Source organism: Variovorax sp. GW821-FHT09D05, assembly GCF_059416325.1.
Genome location: NZ_JBWKOZ010000010.1, coordinates 190,600 through 206,511 on the forward strand (window position 1 = coordinate 190,600; position 15,912 = coordinate 206,511).

The 15,912-nt window shown below is 64.7% G+C and carries 15 protein-coding genes; 12 read left to right on the top strand and 3 right to left on the bottom strand.

Annotated elements, in window-relative coordinates; genetic code table 11:
* Positions 1 to 17 precede the first annotated feature (17 nt).
* Positions 18 to 1,448, bottom strand: coding sequence for an MmgE/PrpD family protein (locus AC07O3_RS26320; RefSeq protein ID WP_093179152.1), 1,431 nt, complete (start codon positions 1,446 to 1,448; stop codon positions 18 to 20).
* Positions 1,449 to 1,696: 248 nt separating this feature from the next.
* Here AC07O3_RS26320 and AC07O3_RS26325 point away from each other — a divergent pair, with 248 nt between their 5' ends.
* The 9 genes from AC07O3_RS26325 to AC07O3_RS26365 all read left to right on the top strand — a co-directional run bounded on the left by AC07O3_RS26325 (position 1,697) and on the right by AC07O3_RS26365 (position 10,564).
* On the top strand, positions 1,697 to 2,491 hold the full coding sequence (locus AC07O3_RS26325; RefSeq protein WP_218137539.1) for an IclR family transcriptional regulator: 795 nt from the start codon (positions 1,697 to 1,699) through the stop codon (positions 2,489 to 2,491).
* Between the two features lie 307 nt (positions 2,492 to 2,798).
* A complete protein-coding gene (locus AC07O3_RS26330; protein WP_495340694.1) occupies positions 2,799 to 3,647 on the top strand; it encodes a 3-hydroxybutyryl-CoA dehydrogenase in 849 nt (282 codons plus the stop codon).
* Between the two features lie 217 nt (positions 3,648 to 3,864).
* Complete coding sequence (locus AC07O3_RS26335) at positions 3,865 to 5,049, top strand: acetyl-CoA C-acyltransferase family protein (RefSeq protein ID WP_093178752.1); 1,185 nt, start codon at positions 3,865 to 3,867, stop codon at positions 5,047 to 5,049.
* A 162-nt stretch (positions 5,050 to 5,211) separates the two neighbouring features.
* Positions 5,212 to 6,198: an SMP-30/gluconolactonase/LRE family protein gene (locus AC07O3_RS26340; protein WP_256330957.1), complete on the top strand. Its 987-nt coding sequence runs from the start codon at positions 5,212 to 5,214 to the stop codon at positions 6,196 to 6,198.
* A 15-nt stretch (positions 6,199 to 6,213) separates the two neighbouring features.
* The gene (locus tag AC07O3_RS26345) at positions 6,214 to 7,197 is read left to right on the top strand and encodes a tripartite tricarboxylate transporter substrate binding protein (protein WP_093178754.1); all 984 of its coding nucleotides are present in this window, start codon (positions 6,214 to 6,216) and stop codon (positions 7,195 to 7,197) included.
* Positions 7,198 to 7,225: 28 nt separating this feature from the next.
* The gene (locus AC07O3_RS26350) at positions 7,226 to 7,612 is read left to right on the top strand and encodes a (R)-mandelonitrile lyase (protein WP_093178755.1); all 387 of its coding nucleotides are present in this window, start codon (positions 7,226 to 7,228) and stop codon (positions 7,610 to 7,612) included.
* The gene (locus AC07O3_RS26355; protein ID WP_093178757.1) at positions 7,612 to 8,613 is read left to right on the top strand and encodes a tripartite tricarboxylate transporter substrate binding protein; all 1,002 of its coding nucleotides are present in this window, start codon (positions 7,612 to 7,614) and stop codon (positions 8,611 to 8,613) included. The genes AC07O3_RS26350 and AC07O3_RS26355 overlap by 1 nt, the downstream gene beginning before the upstream one ends.
* Positions 8,614 to 8,655: 42 nt before the next feature.
* Complete coding sequence (locus AC07O3_RS26360) at positions 8,656 to 9,558, top strand: NAD(P)-dependent oxidoreductase (RefSeq protein WP_495340695.1); 903 nt, start codon at positions 8,656 to 8,658, stop codon at positions 9,556 to 9,558.
* Between the two features lie 43 nt (positions 9,559 to 9,601).
* Entirely contained in the window at positions 9,602 to 10,564 is a 963-nt protein-coding gene (locus AC07O3_RS26365; protein ID WP_177142434.1) for a Bug family tripartite tricarboxylate transporter substrate binding protein, read from the top strand.
* 43 nt (positions 10,565 to 10,607) lie between these two features.
* Here the strand turns inward: AC07O3_RS26365 and AC07O3_RS26370 are convergent, their stop codons facing one another.
* Positions 10,608 to 10,985 (bottom strand): carboxymuconolactone decarboxylase family protein, encoded by a 378-nt coding sequence (locus tag AC07O3_RS26370; RefSeq protein WP_093178761.1) that lies wholly within the window; start codon positions 10,983 to 10,985, stop codon positions 10,608 to 10,610.
* Between the two features lie 21 nt (positions 10,986 to 11,006).
* Positions 11,007 to 11,924, bottom strand: coding sequence for an NAD(P)-dependent oxidoreductase (locus AC07O3_RS26375; RefSeq protein WP_495340696.1), 918 nt, complete (start codon positions 11,922 to 11,924; stop codon positions 11,007 to 11,009).
* A 337-nt stretch (positions 11,925 to 12,261) separates the two neighbouring features.
* Between AC07O3_RS26375 and AC07O3_RS26380 the strand changes: the two genes are divergently transcribed.
* The 3 genes from AC07O3_RS26380 to AC07O3_RS26390 are packed head-to-tail and all read left to right on the top strand — an operon-like array spanning position 12,262 to position 15,847.
* Positions 12,262 to 13,704 (top strand): aldehyde dehydrogenase family protein, encoded by a 1,443-nt coding sequence (locus AC07O3_RS26380; RefSeq protein WP_495340697.1) that lies wholly within the window; start codon positions 12,262 to 12,264, stop codon positions 13,702 to 13,704.
* A gap of 29 nt (positions 13,705 to 13,733) precedes the next feature.
* Positions 13,734 to 14,858, top strand: coding sequence for a zinc-binding dehydrogenase (locus AC07O3_RS26385; protein WP_495340698.1), 1,125 nt, complete (start codon positions 13,734 to 13,736; stop codon positions 14,856 to 14,858).
* 23 nt (positions 14,859 to 14,881) lie between these two features.
* Complete coding sequence (locus tag AC07O3_RS26390) at positions 14,882 to 15,847, top strand: Bug family tripartite tricarboxylate transporter substrate binding protein (RefSeq protein ID WP_495340699.1); 966 nt, start codon at positions 14,882 to 14,884, stop codon at positions 15,845 to 15,847.
* Positions 15,848 to 15,912: the final 65 nt, after the last annotated feature.

Genomic DNA, 15,912 nt, shown 5'->3' on the forward strand with positions numbered 1-15,912 from the left:
GGCGTGGCCCCGGTGAGTCAGGACATCAGGCTCACGAGTTCGGCGATGTCCTGGATGGTTTCGAGTCGGTCCACAGCAGCCGCCAGGCGGCTCGACGTGTCGTCGGGCAGGGGGCGGGCTGCAAAGGTCGCGCAGTCCGCGGACTTGGCGGCGAATTCCGCTTTGGTCATCGCGTTGTTCGGGTGGCCTTTCGGGTAGTCCACGCGTGTCTCTGCGGTCTGGCCGTCGCAGAACTTCACGATGACCCGCGCGGGCGTGACGAAGCGGCTCCAGTCGCGCTCGATGTCCTCGTCCACGTAGGGCTGCACGCGCGCGGTCAGTGCCAGGATGTCGCTGCGCTTGAGGCCTTCGTCGGAGAAATGGCGAATACCGATCTGGCCGTCGATCCACGCGGCCGCCACCGCATACGGAATGCTGAACTGTGCCTCGACGATGGTCCGAGGGGCCAATCGCACATGTTCTGGCACGCAGACCATTTGATATCCCGGTGCCGTCACGCCGACGCGAATGCTCTCGATCTCGTCGGCGGGGCGGCCGGTCTCCTTTGCCAGTTGCAATGCCGCATCGATGGCGGCGTGCGTGTCACGGCAGCAGGGATAGGGCTTGTAGCTCAGGTTCAGAAATTCGAAGCGGCTGCCCAGTTCCTTGCGTACGACCTCCCGGTCGACGCGTCCCTGCAGGTAGACGCGGATAAAACCATCTGCCCCATCGAACACGCCTTGCGCGCCGCGGATGCCGCGCTGGGCAAGCTGCACGGCCACCACTGCGGCCTGTGCGGCCAGGCCGGGCTGCAACCGTTTCATCAGCGAGGCATCGCGCGTGACCTGGTGATTGCCCGCCACCGAGCTGTACACAATGCCGAAAGCGTTGAGCATCTGCTCCTCGTTCAGGCCCAGCGCGCGGCCAGCAGCGGCCGTGGCCCCGAAGTAGCCCAGCAGCGAGGTGTAGATGAAGCCGCTTTCGACAATGTCGACGGTTACGCCAACGCCCAGGCGACAGGTGACCTCCAGGCCGGCCGCGACAGCCGCGATCAGATCCTCGCCGGAAAGGCCTCCGCGCAGCTGGCCAGCCGCAATGGCCGCTGGCACGGTACTGACCCCCGCATGCAGGATTGCACCATCGTGCGTGTCGTCGTAGTCGCGCGCGTGTGACATGCCGCCATTGACCCATGCTGCGTGGTGCGCTGGGAACTTGCCGCCGAAGACGAACATGTCTGCTTGCGGTGTGCCTGACCATTCCCGGACCAGGCCGGAAACCTCGCCGATGGCCTTGGCCGAGGACCCGGCCAGAGCGCAGGACAGGGTATCGAGGATGTTGGTCTTGACCGCCTGGACCACGGCATCGTCGAGCCGTGCAGTATCCAGGCTGGAGGCAAAGCGCGCCAGATCGATGGCCAGATCGGGGTGTGCGGGGCGTGTGTTTATCTTGGTGTCGGAGGCTGCCGTCATGGTGAGGTCCTGGTGCCGGTTTCGGAAAGTGGGATCAGTCTAGGAAACCGGGCGGCTGTGGTGCCATGCTTTTTTTCGGGACGCTGTCTGCTTGTTTTTCGAAGACGGTGTTCGATCTGGAAACGGGGCGCGCGATTCACCGGTGGTTCCCTTTCCTGGGCGGTGTGCACTTCTGGGCATGTTGTCTAGCGGAATCGGGAGCTGCACACCTCCCTTAAACTGGCGCGAGTCCAACAGCTGGCGCAACGATGAAGCCAAAGGAAAGCAATCACCAGATGGAGCAGCCCTTGCGGGAGAAGGCGTCGGATCCGCAGAACCACCGCACCGTGGACCGCGTCACGCAGATCCTGGAAGAGGTGGTCTATCACCCGGGCATGACGTTTGCCGAACTGGTGCGAGCGCTGGGGGCTGCCAAGAGCTCCGTGCACGGGTTTATCCGAGGGCTGCTGGCCAAGGGTTGGCTCTACGAGGATCAGCATCGCTTCTACCTGGGGCCTGCCGTCTATGGGCTCACGCTTGCGAGCGGCCATATCCGTGCCGGGTCGGTGACGCACGAAGACTTGGCGGCGTTGCATGCGGAGACAAAGTTAGCTGTGTTTCTGGGCGTACAGGCTGGTGACCACCTGATCTACATCGCCGAGGCGGGAAGCGATCAGGCGGCCGGCTTTGAAGCGCGCTCGAACATTCGCCGAACCTTGCTTTCCACCGCGGGTGGCAAGGCGCTGTTGGCTGCCAGATCGCCATTCGAGCGCGAGTCGTACTTGCGCAGGCGTTCTCGCGAAGAGGCCAATCTGGTGGACGTCTTCCTCGGTGAGATGGGCGGGATCGCAAAAACGCGCATCGCCACCAATGCGAACCCGACCAGCATGCGGATGGGGCTCGCGACTGCGGTGCGTGGCCGAACGGGAGATGTGGTCGCTTCTGTGACGCTGGTTGGTCCTGCTGCCGATGTAAGGCCGCGCCTGGCCAAGCTTTCGAAGCTGCTCCTCAAGCATGTCGACGGGTGGACCAGCGCCTCGACGCTACCCCGCGAAGCCATCTGATACTGCGCAGATCGACTGGGCGCCCAACGTTCGCAAAACGGGGACGCGAGTTCTCGAAAATTGCCATGGACGCCTGCGGCCGGCACTTCCTACACTGAGTCAAGATCAGAGATAGCGGCTTTTGCGCGCGGCGCATTTGTCTCCGGGTACCGACCCTCGGTCGTGGATCTTGGAAGACCGGACCATGAGCAGACTGACGCGCCGGACATCAGCGCATGCCGGTAAGCCCCGGCGGCCGAAATTTCTCCTTTCAAACGCTGTTGCCCTCTGGGTGAGTGCAGCGTGTGTCTGTGACAGGAACTGACATATGACGATAAGAACGGTCGGCATCATCGGTGCCGGAACGATGGGCAACGGCATCGCGCAGGCCTGCGCTGTGGCCGGCGTGAATGTGGTGATGGTCGACATCGCCCAGGCGGCGGTCGACAAGGGCCTGGCCACGGTGTCGGGCAGCCTCGACCGCCTGATCAAGAAGGAAAAGCTCACCGCCGAGCAGAAGACTGCCGCACTGGCGCTCATCAAGGGCTCGACCAACTACGAAGACCTGAAGAGCGCCCAACTGGTGATCGAGGCGGCCACCGAGAACCACGCGCTCAAGCTCAAGATCCTCAAGCAGGTCGACGACATGCTGGCGCCCGAGGTGATCATCGCGTCGAACACCTCGTCGATCTCGATCACGCAGCTGGCAGCCGCCACCTCGCGCCCCGACCGCTTCATCGGCATGCACTTCTTCAACCCGGTGCCGATGATGGCGCTGGTAGAGCTGATCCGCGGCTACCTCACGAGCGACGCCACGCACGACGCAGTGAAGGCGCTGGCCGAGCGGCTGGGCAAGTCGCCGATCACGGTGAAGAACGCGCCGGGCTTCGTGGTCAACCGCATCCTGGTGCCGATGATCAACGAGGCCTTCTTCGTGCTGGCCGAGGGCATCGCCACGGCGGAAGACATCGACGCCGGCATGAAGCTGGGCTGCAACCAGCCCATCGGCCCGCTGGCGCTGGCCGACATGATCGGCCTGGACGTGTGCCTGGCCGTGATGGAGGTGTACCTGGAGCAGTTCGGCGATTCCAAGTACCGCCCCTGCCCGCTGCTGAAGGAAATGGTCGCGGCTGGCCAGTTGGGCCGCAAGACCGGCCGCGGCGTCTACGCCTACTGAGGTGTCAACGCATGTGAGGAACGCCTCACTGAAATCGCTGCTTCGAGAGCGTTCAGTTCACCGCAACCATCACACAGGAATGTGCCTCATTTATCTCTGACCCGTGACGGTGTCTTGGCCGTCAATGCCTTGTCGGAAGTCTTCCTGGGATTCTTCTTATACGAGTGGCGCGGCCGGTCAGGAGTTTGCTCAATTCATTGTCAACTGGAATTTTTTCATGACCCAACGCGACATCTTCGTGGTCGGCACTGCCCGCACCGCCATCGGCACCTTCGGCGGAGCGCTGAAGGACGTGCCCAACACCCACCTGGCCACCACCGCCGTCAAGGCCGCCATCGAGCGCAGCGGCCTCGCGGCCGATGCCATCGGGCACGTCGTCATGGGCAACGTAATTCCCACCGACGTGAAGGACGCGTACCTCAGCCGCGTGGCCGCCATCGACGCGGGCTGCCCCATCGAGACGCCGGCCTTCAACGTCAATCGCCTCTGCGGTTCGGGCCTTCAAGCCATCGTGTCGGCTGCGCAGGCTATCGCGCTGGGCGATTGCGACATCGCCATCGGCGGTGGCTCGGAGTCGATGAGCCGCGGCCCGTATTTCGACACCTCGGCGCGCTACGGCGCGCGCATGGGAGACGCGGTGCTCGTCGACTACATGCTGGGCATCCTGCACGACCCGTGGGAGAAGATCCACATGGGTATCACCGCGGAGAACGTGGCTGCCCGCTACGGCATCACGCGCGAGCAGATGGACGAACTGGCCGTGAGCAGCCAGCAGCGCGCGGCAGCCGCCATCGAGGCGGGCCGCTTCAAGGAGCAGATCGTTCCGGTCGAAGTGAAGACGCGCAAGGGCGTCGTGCTGTTCGACACCGATGAGCATGTGCGCGCCGACACCACCGTCGACGCGCTCTCGAAGATGAAGCCTGCGTTCAAGAAGGACGGCCTCGTCACCGCCGGCAACGCCTCGGGCATCAACGATGGCGCTGCCGCGGTGGTGCTGGCAAGCGGCGAGAGCGTCAAGGCGCGGGGCCTGAAGCCGCTGGCGCGCCTGGTCGGCTACGCGCACGCTGGTGTCGAGCCCGCATACATGGGCATCGGCCCCGTGCCAGCCACGCGCAAGGTGCTGGAGCGCACCGGCCTGAAGGTGAGCGACTTCGACGTGATCGAGTCGAACGAAGCCTTCGCGGCGCAGGCCTGCGCGGTCATCAAGGAGCTGGGCTTCGACCCGGCCAAGGTGAACCCGAACGGCTCTGGCATTTCTCTGGGCCATCCGGTGGGCGCGACCGGCGCGATCATCACGACGAAGGCGATCGCCGAATTGCGTCGTACGGGCGGCCGCTATGCACTCGTCACGATGTGCATCGGCGGCGGCCAGGGCATCGCCGCCGTCTTTGAGCGCGTTTGAGAAGGCTGGCCGGCATGCGTTGCTCGCGACGGTACGTCCCTTCGCAAAACGTGCATGTCGTCTCCCGAAAGTAGCGATGGACGCTGCGCGGGATGGCCGTGAAACTGGGACGCACAGGCTCGATTCGAACGAGCCGAGACAGGCACCGAAAGGAGACAAGCCTTGCTAGACATCCAGCCTTCAGAGCGCAGCACGCTCTCTTACCTCAACAGCACACGCTGTCTGGCACCCATCCCCTTCGTGGAGCGGGATCTCCCGACTGCGACCGCTGAGCCGTACTTCAAGGTCGGCGACAGTTCGGTGGCACTCGAAGGTCCCGCTTTCGATCGCAACGGCAATCTGCTGTTCGTCGACGTCTACGGCGGCCGCGTGCTGTGCTTGTCGCCGAAGCGCGAACTCACTACGCTGTACGTAGAGCAGGACCTGCATCCTGCCGGCATCGCGATCCACAAGGATGGTCGCATCTTCGTGGCATGCGTGGGGCCCATCAACGGCAACGGCCAATTCGACGCGGGCAGCGTGATCGCCTTGGAGCCGGATGGCGGCAATCGACAGGTCATCGTGTCACCGAAGGCGGGTCATGTCGTCGATGACATGGTGTTCGACCGCGAAGGCGGTTTCTACTTCACGGACTTCCGGGGCAGTTCCACCGAGGCTACCGGCGGACTCTTTTACGTCACGCCGGACTACCGCGAAATCGTGCCTGTGCTGCCAGGCATGTGTGCGGCCAACGGTGTAGCGCTCAGCCCCGACGACAAGGTGGTGTGGACGACGGAATACTGCGCGAACCGGCTGCATCGTGTGGAACTGATGTCGCCGGGCGTGCGCGCGCGCGGTGGCGTGTCGGTGCCTTATACCTTTGCGGGCCGCGCGCCCGACTCGATGCGCACCGACGCGAATGGCAATGCCTACGTGGCGCTGAACTGGCAGGCTCGCGTGCTGGTGCTAAGCCCTTTCGGCATCCCGATCGGCCAGATCCTGCTGCCGGGACGCGAGGGCAACAAGTACCTGAAGTCAACCAGCCTGGCCTTGGTGCCGGGCTCGCGCGATCTGGTGATAGTGGCGCGCGACGTCGTGCACGGCGAGGGCGCCATGATCTTCACGGCGCGCGGTCTGGCGCCGGGCTTCGCCATGTTCTCCCACCACTGAAGCGGCGGTCGCGCGATGAACAAGCTGCATACCCGCAGAGAAATTCTGGCGGTGGGGGCAAGTCTCGCCGTGCCGGGTTGGTTGCCCGTTGCTGCACGGGCCCAGGGCGCATGGCCGCAAAAGCCGGTCCGCCTGATCGTCCCGTTCGGGCCTGGAGCCAGCACCGACACGGTGGCGCGCTTCGTCGCGGCCAAGCTGTCCGGTCGGTTGGGTCAGCAGGTCATCGTGGAAAACAAGGTCGGCGCCGGCGGAATCATCGGCACCACCTATGTTGCCGGGCAGCCTGCCGACGGCTACACACTGCTTTTCCAGTCTAGTCCCTACATGACGGCGCCGCTGTTGAAGACCGTCCCGCCCTACGATCCTACGCACGATCTGCAGCCCGTGGGCATGGTCGGGTCCGCTCCCTTCATGATCGTCATCGGGAACGATGTGGCGGCCAAGAATCTGCGCGAGTTCATCGAGCTGGCACGCACCAAGCCCATGAGCTATGGCTCGGCCGGGGTCGGGACCATCAATCACCTCGGCGGCGAGCTGTTCAACGACCTGGCGAAGGTCAAGCTGTTGCACGTGCCGTACACGGGGTTGGGCGCGGCCATCACCGATTTCTTGGGCGGGCGTACGCAAATGCTGGTTGCGAGCTTTCCGGCTGCGTTGCCGCACGTGCGTGGCGGCCGCATGCGCGCACTGGCCGTCACGGGCGGTCAGCGCTCGCCGCTGGTGCCCGAACTGCCGACGATGGAAGAGGCGGGGTTGCCCGGCTATCACGTCGATTCCTGGTGGGGAATGCTCGCACCGCGTGGCTTGCCGGCGCCCATTCTGAAACGGATCAACGACGAGTTGAACGTCATCTTGGCCACGCCCGATGCGCGCGAACTGCTCGCGCGCGATGGCGCCAAGCCCACGCCGGGATCGCCAGGAGATTTTGCGCTGACCATCGGAACGGAGGTCCCGCGCTGGCGCAAGTTGATCCAGGACGCGCACATCGCATCCGACTGATCACTACAACTGAAGAGGAAAACTCATCATGGAAATCAGGCGCATCGGCACACAACCCTCGGCGCAGGCACCCGAAACGCGGTTCACGGGCCGCGTGAGGGTCGACACGCTTTTTAACGCGTCGGCTCCCGCGCGCGTCAAGGCCGCGAGCGTCACCTTCGAACCCGGCGCTCGCACGAACTGGCACAGGCATCCCCTTGGCCAGATGCTGATCGTGACCGCGGGCTGCGGTTGCGTGCAGCGTGACGGGGGGCCTGTCGAGGAAATCCGTCCTGGCGATGTCGTCTGGATCGAGCCGCACGAGAAGCACTGGCACGGTGCCGCGGAGAAGACCTCGATGACTCATATTTCCGTTTCCGAAGTGCTCGAGGGTCAACCGGTGGAGTGGTTGGAAAAGGTCAGCGAGATAGGCTGATGCAATCCATTCGCTCAGCCTGCCGAAGCTTCGCGCGTCTGGGACTGGCCGTCTGCGCAGCGGCGGCGATGTTGACGGCCCCCCGTGACGGCAGGGCGGACAGCTTCCCGTCGCGGCCGCTACGCATCGTGGTGCCGGCCGCGGCCGGCGGCAATCTCGATCTGGTGAGTCGTAACGTGGCGCAGAAGCTGTCAGAGCAACTGGGGCAGCAGGTCATCGTGGAAAACAGGCCGGGCGGCAACTACATGCTTGCCGTGGATGCGGTGGCCAGGGCACCCGCCGACGGCTATACCTACTTGGCCATCGCGGATTCGTTTTTGTATACGCCGGCCGTGGTGCGTACCGCCACCTACGATCCACTGAAGGATTTCGTCGGCGTCAGCCTCGTTGCGCGCATTCCGCTGCTGTTGGTGGTGCATCCTGCGGTTCCCGCGGCAACAGCCGCGCAACTGATCGCGCTGGCCAAACGCCATCCGGGCGAGCTGACCTACGGCACTTCCGGCAACGGCAGCACCGGACACATCGCGGCGGCACTGTTCAGCGCCATGGCGAATATCCGCATGACCCACGTGCCCTACAAAGGCAATGCACCAGGGCTGATCGATGTGATGGGCGGGCGCACGACGCTGATGTTCGACACCATCAGCACCTCGGCTCCGCATGTAAAGGCAGGAAAGCTCAGGGCCATCGGTATCACCAGCGCCGCGCGTTCTCCGCTGGCCCCGGGCCTGGCGACGATCGACGAGTCGGGCTTGCCCGGCTACGAGGCGACGATCTTCAACGGCTTGGTTGCGCGCGCTGGCACCCCACCCGCAATCCTCGAGCGCCTGAACGCCGAGATTCGCAGGGCTGCCCAACAACCGGATTTTCGCGCGCGCCTGCTGGATCAGGGCGTGGAGCTGGAGGCCAGCGATTCGGCCCAGGCGTTCTCGTCGACGCTGCACGATCTCTCCTTCAAGTACGCCCGCATCGTCAGGGACGCCGGCATTCGCGCCGACTGACGCCCCTTACAGACATTGCATCACCTTGAAAGGACACGGACCATGAACATCGGATATGTAGGCTTGGGTAACATGGGTGGGGCGCTCGCCCGACGGCTGCAATTGACATACTCGTTGACGGTTTACGACCGCGACGCCGCCTGCGTGCAGCGCCTGGCTGAGCATGGTGCGAACCGCGCCGAGAGCCTCGGGCAGATCGCTGCGTCATGTGACGTCATCCTGCTTTGCCTGCCGACGTCGGAGCATGTCCGCAGCGTGCTGCTGGGGCCGGACGGGATCGCCGCCATCGCGAAGCCAGGCACCCTGGTCGTCGACCAGACAAGCGGCGACCCGACCGTCACGCGCGACATCGCCGCCAAATTGGCCGAGCGCGGCATCGACATGGTCGATGCGCCGGTCAGCGGCGGTCCGGCCGGCGCAGACGCCGGCACCATTGCCATCATGGTCGGCGCCACGCCGGCGCTGTTCGAGCGCATTGGGCATGTGCTGCGTGCGATCAGCCCAAACGTTTTCCATGCCGGAGATATTGGCTGCGGGCATGTCGTCAAGCTGGCGAACAACCTGTTGTCCGCCGGAACGCGCCTGATGACGCTGGAAGCCATGGCGCTTGCCGTGAAGAACGGCGTGGAAGGCGAGAAGGCCTTGGACATCATGATGACCAGCGGTGGCCGCAACTTCTGGATGGAAAAGTACATGGCCAGCCACATCCTGACCGGCAAGCTGAAGGCGGCCTTCGCACTCGGCTTGCTTCACAAGGACGTACGCCTGGCTTGCCAGCTCGGGCAGGATTCCGGCATGCCCATGCTGTTCGGCAATTTGGCCAAGGATTTCTACCAGATGGCGCTCAACGAATACAGCTTCGAGTCCCCGGTCAACGTGGTTGCCCTGACCATGGATCGCATCACCGGCAGTCACGTGGTGCCGGACGGCCACACCATCGATTAAGGCGCGGGACAACATGTCGCTGGACTTGCTGGCAACGCGCCGCATGCTGCTGTACACCGTGGCGATTGCAGCGGCCGCTGTCTTGCCGCCCGCCACTGTGCGGGCGCAGGCTTGGCCGAGCCGGCCCATCAAGCTGATCGTGCCTTACGCAGCGGGTGGCGGCACCGACATCATTGCGCGCAGCATTGCGACGCGGCTTTCAGTTCGGATCGGCCAGCCGGTCGTCGTCGAGAACAAGGCGGGTGCGGGTGGCGCGATAGGTTTCGATGCGGGCGTCAAGGCGCCAGCCGACGGCTACACCTTGATCTTCATCACGAGCGCGTACGCGACCAATGCTGCGACCGGGCGGAAGATGGCCTACGATCCGGTGCGCGACATCGCGCCGATCGCACTGGTCGGCAAGACTTCGTTGCTCGTTGCCGTTCCCGCCGATTCGCCCGTCAGGACGTTGAAGGATCTGGTCGACATGGCACGGACCCGGCCGGATGCGGTCACCTATGGTTCTAGCGGAATAGGTTCAATGAGCCATCTGGGCATGGAGATGCTGGCTGCGGAGGCGAAGCTGCGCTTTGTGCATGTGCCCTACAAGGGCATGGCACCGGCCTTCGCCGACATGATGGGAGGAAATCTGCAGGCGGGCCTGGCGACCTATGCCACGACGTCCGGCTACATCGCTGGTGGCAAGTTGCGCGGCATTGCCGTGACCAGCGCCCAGCGCGATCCGTTCATGCCCCAGCTGCCGACCGCGGCCGAAGCGGGCTTTCCGAACTTTCGCATCGAGTTCTGGTGGGGATTTGTCGGGCCGAGCCAACTGCCGCGTGCCGTCGTGCAGCGGCTGAACGAGGAGATCAACGCCATCCTGGCACAGCCCGAAGCCGTGGCCGCACTGGCGCGCGAGGCAGCCATGCCGGCGCCTGCGAAGCCCGAGGCGTTCGGCCGGGTGATCGCGGCCGACGTCGCCCGCTGGTCTCGGCTGGTCAAGGACAAAGGTATCCAGGTGGACTGAGGACGCTGGTTTTGCTTGCGCACGGGCAGGTCGAGCGACGCGCTCAATCGATCAGCTTGCGGCCCTTGAGCACATCTTCTGCGACCTTGAAGGCATCGCCTGCGGCGGGAAGGCCGCAGTACACGGCGGTGTGCAGCAGGATCTCGCGCAACTCGTCGACGGTCACGCCGTTGTTCAGCGCGCCCTCGAGGTGGTTGCGCAGCTGGTTCGGCCTGCCCAGCGCTGTCAGCATCGCGATGTTCAGGATGCTGCGCAGCTTGGGTTCGATGACACCGCGCGCCCACACGCGGCCGAAACACACCTCCTCCGAGTAGTCGTTCAGCGCCGCAGTGAACGCATTCTTCTTCTGGTCCTTGCCTTCGACATAGCCCTCGCCCATGAGTTCGTTCATGATCTTGCGGCCGGTCTGCTTTGCGTCCATGGTGATTTTCTTGATGGGTGTTCAGTCGCGTGCGAGGGTCTTCTTCACGTCCTCGGCGGACACCTTGATGTGCACGCCGGCGCGTTCGTTCTGGATCTGCATTGGCGAGCGCGAATCGCGGTTGCCCCAGTCGCGATCGAGCGCGGCCTGAAAGTCCTCCATGGCCCGCTCGGCGTACTTCATGGGCACCTGGAGCTCGCGGCCGAGATCCAGGGCCAGCGTCAGGTCCTTGTGCGCCAGCCGCAAGGCAAAGCTCGGCGGTTCGTACTTGCCTTGCAGGTACTGATCGCCGATACGATCGAAGGTGCGCGAGCGGCCGATGGCACCCTGACGGACCGCGTGCCACAGTTCGAGCGGATCCATGCCACCCTTGACGCCCAGGCTGAAGACCTCGGCGATCATCATGCGCATCGTGATGCTGGCGCAGTTGTGAACGAGCTTGGCCACGTTGCCGGCGCCGATGTCTCCGACGTGCAGCACCTGGTCGCCGATGGCGTCCAGCAGCGCCTTGTGGCGCGCAAACACCTCCCGATTACCGCCCACGTAGATGGCCAGCTTGCCTGCGTTGGCGCCAGCGGGGCCGCCGCTGACCGGGGCGTCGAGCACAGCGATGCCTTTTTCGGCAAGGCTCTTGTGGACGTCGCGCACCACGGTTGGCGAGTTGGTGGTCAGGTCGAACCAGGCGCTGCCCATCGGCATGGACTCGCGCAGCGCGGCGCCGACCTGTCGCATCTCTTTGGGGCCGGGAACGGAGGTGAAAACGGCTTGCGCCCCCGAGGCGGCATCGGCCGCCGATTCGGCCCAGCGCGCCCCGGCGGCGAGGTGGCGCGTGGCGCTTTCCTTCCGCAGGTCGTGCACGGCGAGCTCGTGCCCGGCTTTGATGAGGTTGAGGGCCATGCCTGAGCCCATGGTGCCAAGGCCGATAAATCCCAGTTTCATGTTGTCTCCTGCTGAGTCTTCGGATCGGTTGAAGCGCATGAGTATTCGGCACGCATGAGCGCCGAATGCTTTGGTGCGACGGACGCAGTCTAGGAATCGGGCACTTCCTGCGTCCATGGCGTTTTTCGGCAAGCCATGTCCGTGGAATCGAAACGATGTGCGATGCGTGACTGTCCACATGCGTAGAGTCATCCAGGCGCAACCCATCTTCGGAAAACCCGGAGGCGAGCTACTGGATTTCGACATGGACGCCGCCGCGAAGCGCTTTCACACTTGCTGAAGAAGGAGACAGCGACATGGGCCTTGGCAGTCGCTGCTCCCCATCGCTGGAGACCCGATGAACAATACCGAACACCAGAGCGCGCCACCCGTGCGCATTCGCATGCAGATCGCAGGCCAATGGCGTGAAGCCGAGCAGGTCCACGACGTGCGCGACCCGTACCGCGGCGACGTTGTAGCGATGATGCCCGTGTCCTCGCTGCAGGATGCGGAGGATGCATTGGAGTCTGCGCGCAAATCCAAGGCCGCGATGGCTGCGCTGCCAGGGCACGAGCGTGCCAGGCTGCTGCATCGCGCGGCAGACTTGGTCGCCGCCCGTACACAGGAGCTGGGTCTGACCATGGCGCGCGAAACCGGAAAGGCTTTGCGCGACGCCATTGTCGAGACGCAGCGCGCGGCCGAACTGATGCACCTTTGCGCCGAGGAAGCCGTGCGTATCCAGGGCGAACACATCCCTATGGACGCCAGTGCCGTGGGCGCCGGCAAGATCGCGATGTTGATGCGCTACCCGGTAGGCGTGGTCACCGCCATCACGCCGTTCAACGGGCCCATCAGCCTGACCGCGCACAAGCTCGGCCCGGCGCTGGCGGCTGGCAACAGCATCGTGCTCAAGCCGTCGCCGAAGGCGCCACTTTGCGTGCACCAGTTCGTAGAGGCGGTTCTGGAGGCCGGCTTTCCAGCGGGGGCGATCAACACCGTCTACGGTGATGCCGTGGGTCCCCGGATCGTCAGCGATCCGCGGGTCGATTTCGTCAGCTTCACCGGCTCGATTCGCGTGGGCAAGATGATCCGCGACGCCGTAGGCATGAAGCGCGTCGCGCTGGAGCTCGGCGGCGTCGGCCCGACGTTCGTCCACCACGACGCCGATCTCGCCGCAGCCGCCAAGGCCTGCGCGCGCAATGCTGTCGCACTGGCGGGGCAGAGCTGCGTGTCGGTGCAGAACGTCTACGTGCACAAGCGGATTCACGACCGCTTCGTGGAGGCGGTATGCCAGGAAACGGACGCGATCCGCTTCGGCGATCCGCTCGACATGGCGACCGATGTCGGCACACTGATCGACGAGCAAGCCGCCATCCGTGTGGAGCGGATGGTCCAGGAGGCCATCGAATCCGGGGCACGCCCGCTGCGTGGCTTCAAGCGCAGGGGCGCACAACTCGACGCCACCATCCTGAGCAATGTGAACCCCGCGATGCGCGTGGTTTCGGACGAGATCTTCGGACCTGCGATGAGCATCCAGCCGTACGAGGAAATCGAGCCGTTGTTCGCATCCATCAGCGACAGCCCTTACGGCCTGCAGTGCGGCATCTTCACCAACTCACTGGACATGGCGCTGTCGGCCATTCGCACGATTCGCACCGGCGGCGTGATCGTCAACGGCACTTCGAGATGGCGCTCGGACCAGATGCCGTATGGCGGTGTGAAGGACAGCGGCATCGGCCGCGAAGGACCCAAATTCTCCATCCGCGACATGACCGAAGAGCGGCTCTTCGTCCTGAACTGAACCAGGCGGCAGGACACCAGATCATGCGAATGACCGCAGCAGTCATGTACGAACAAGGTCTGCCGGCGCCTTATGCCCTCAGCCAGCCGCTGAAGATCGAGGAGGTGGAACTGGAGGGACCAGGCGAGGGGGAGGTGCTGGTCGAGGTGCGCTCCGCAGGCCTGTGTCACTCCGATCTGTCTCAAGTGGCCGGTTTGCGCAAGCGAACGCTGCCGGTGGTCATGGGCCACGAAGGAGCGGGCATCGTGCGCGAGGTGGGGCGCGGCGTCACGGGCTTCAAGCCCGGGGATCATGTGGTCATGACGGTGGGCTCCGGTTGCGGCGAATGTGTCTACTGCGTCAACAGCCGGCCCGTTCTGTGCGAGCTGGTCAGTGCATCGCGCACCAAGGGGGTGTTGATGAACGGGGCACGACGGCTGACGCGCGGAGCCATGGGGCTGTACCATCACAGCGGAGTGTCATCGTTCGCGCAGTATGCGGTCACGGTGCCAGGCACGCTGGTCAAAGCGGACCCGGCGATCCCGTTCGACGTAGCGGCCATGTTCGGCTGCGCGGTCGTGACGGGTGCCGGCTGTGTCTTCAACGCCGCCAAGGTGCGGGCAGGGCAGAGCGTGGCCGTGATTGGCTTGGGCGGCGTCGGCTTCAACGCCGTCATGGCCGCCAAGATCACCGGGGCGTCGGTGATCGTCGGCATTGACATCAACCCCGGCAAGTTTGCGCTCGCACGGGATCTGGGCTGCACGCATACCGTTTCTGCGCTCGATGCCGACATCGTGGACGTGGTGAGGGACCTGACGCTCGGTGGCGTCGATTTCGCGCTGGAGATGTCCGGCAGCAAAGCGGCGATGACTACCGCCAATGCCGTCACGCGCAAGGGCGGCGAGATCGTCTGCGTCGGGCTCGGTGCCACGGGCGACCTCTACCACTATCCGCACTCGGCGCTCGTCGCGGAGGAGAAGGTGTTCCGCGGCTCGCTGATGGGCAGCTGCGTGCCGCAGCGCGATCTGCCGCTGTACATGCGCTACTACCAGGAAGGACGGCTGCCCGTGGAGCGGCTGATGAGTGGCATCTTCCGCTTCGACGAACTGAACCTGAACCTCGACCGCCTGGAGCACGGGGAAGTGCTGCGCCAGGTGCTGCGACCGCACGGCTGAGCGGAAAAAAGCAGGAGACACCGATGACGATCACGCGCAGGCAACTGCTGATGGTTGCGTCGACGGCCTTGCCGCTGGCGCCCGCTGCCTCGCAAGGCAGCTTTCCGAGTAAGCCCGTCCGCATCCTGACCATCACCCCACCTGGTGCGGCCTCCGATACCCTGGCTCGGCTCGTCGGCGAGCGTGTGAGCAAGACCCTGGGTCGACCCATCGTGGTGGAAAACAGGCCGGGTGCCAATGGCGTGGTTGCGGCGCGTGCCGTTGCCAAGGCACCGGCCGACGGTCATACGTTGCTGCTGGGCGGCGCATCGACCCATGCCGCGCCCCTGTACCTGCTCAAGGATGTGGGCTATGACCCAGTCAAGGACTTCACCCCCGTCACCCAACTGACCATCAACCCGCTGGTTCTGGTGGTGCCGACCGAACTGCCGGTGCGTTCGGCGCAGGAGTTCGTCCAGTACGCGCGCGAGCGTCCGGGCCGGCTCAGCTACGGCACAGGCAACTCGGGCGGACTGGTCGCGGCCCAACTGCTCAAGAAGCTGGGCGGTCTCGATGTCGTGGGGGTGAATTACGCCGGTACGGCTCAGGCCACAACCGACCTCGTGGCCGGACGGCTGGACTTCATGCTGACAGACCCGGTCGTCGTGAAGTCCTTTGTGCATGCGGGCCGCTTGCGAGCATTGGGTATCACGACGCAGCACCGTCTCGCGATTTTCCCCAACACCGAGCCGTTGACTGCCGCGCTGCCCGGCTTCGACTATGCGTCCTGGATTGGGGTGTTCGGCCCCGCTGGAGTGGCACCTGAGGTCACGCAGAGGCTGCATCACGCCTTCCATGCAGCAGTGGCCGACCCGGATGTGCAGCAGTTGCTCGCCGACATCGGCATGGTCCCGGCCGACACGTCCAACGACCGCTTCCAAGCTTTTGTGCGTGAGCAGATCACCGCATGGGCCCGGCTGTCGAGGGATGCGGGGCTGACCCCGTTGTGAACGTCGTCAGCGCATGCCGACCCTCGCGGGCACCGTGGCGTCGCGCGCTGCCCCGACAGGAGAGC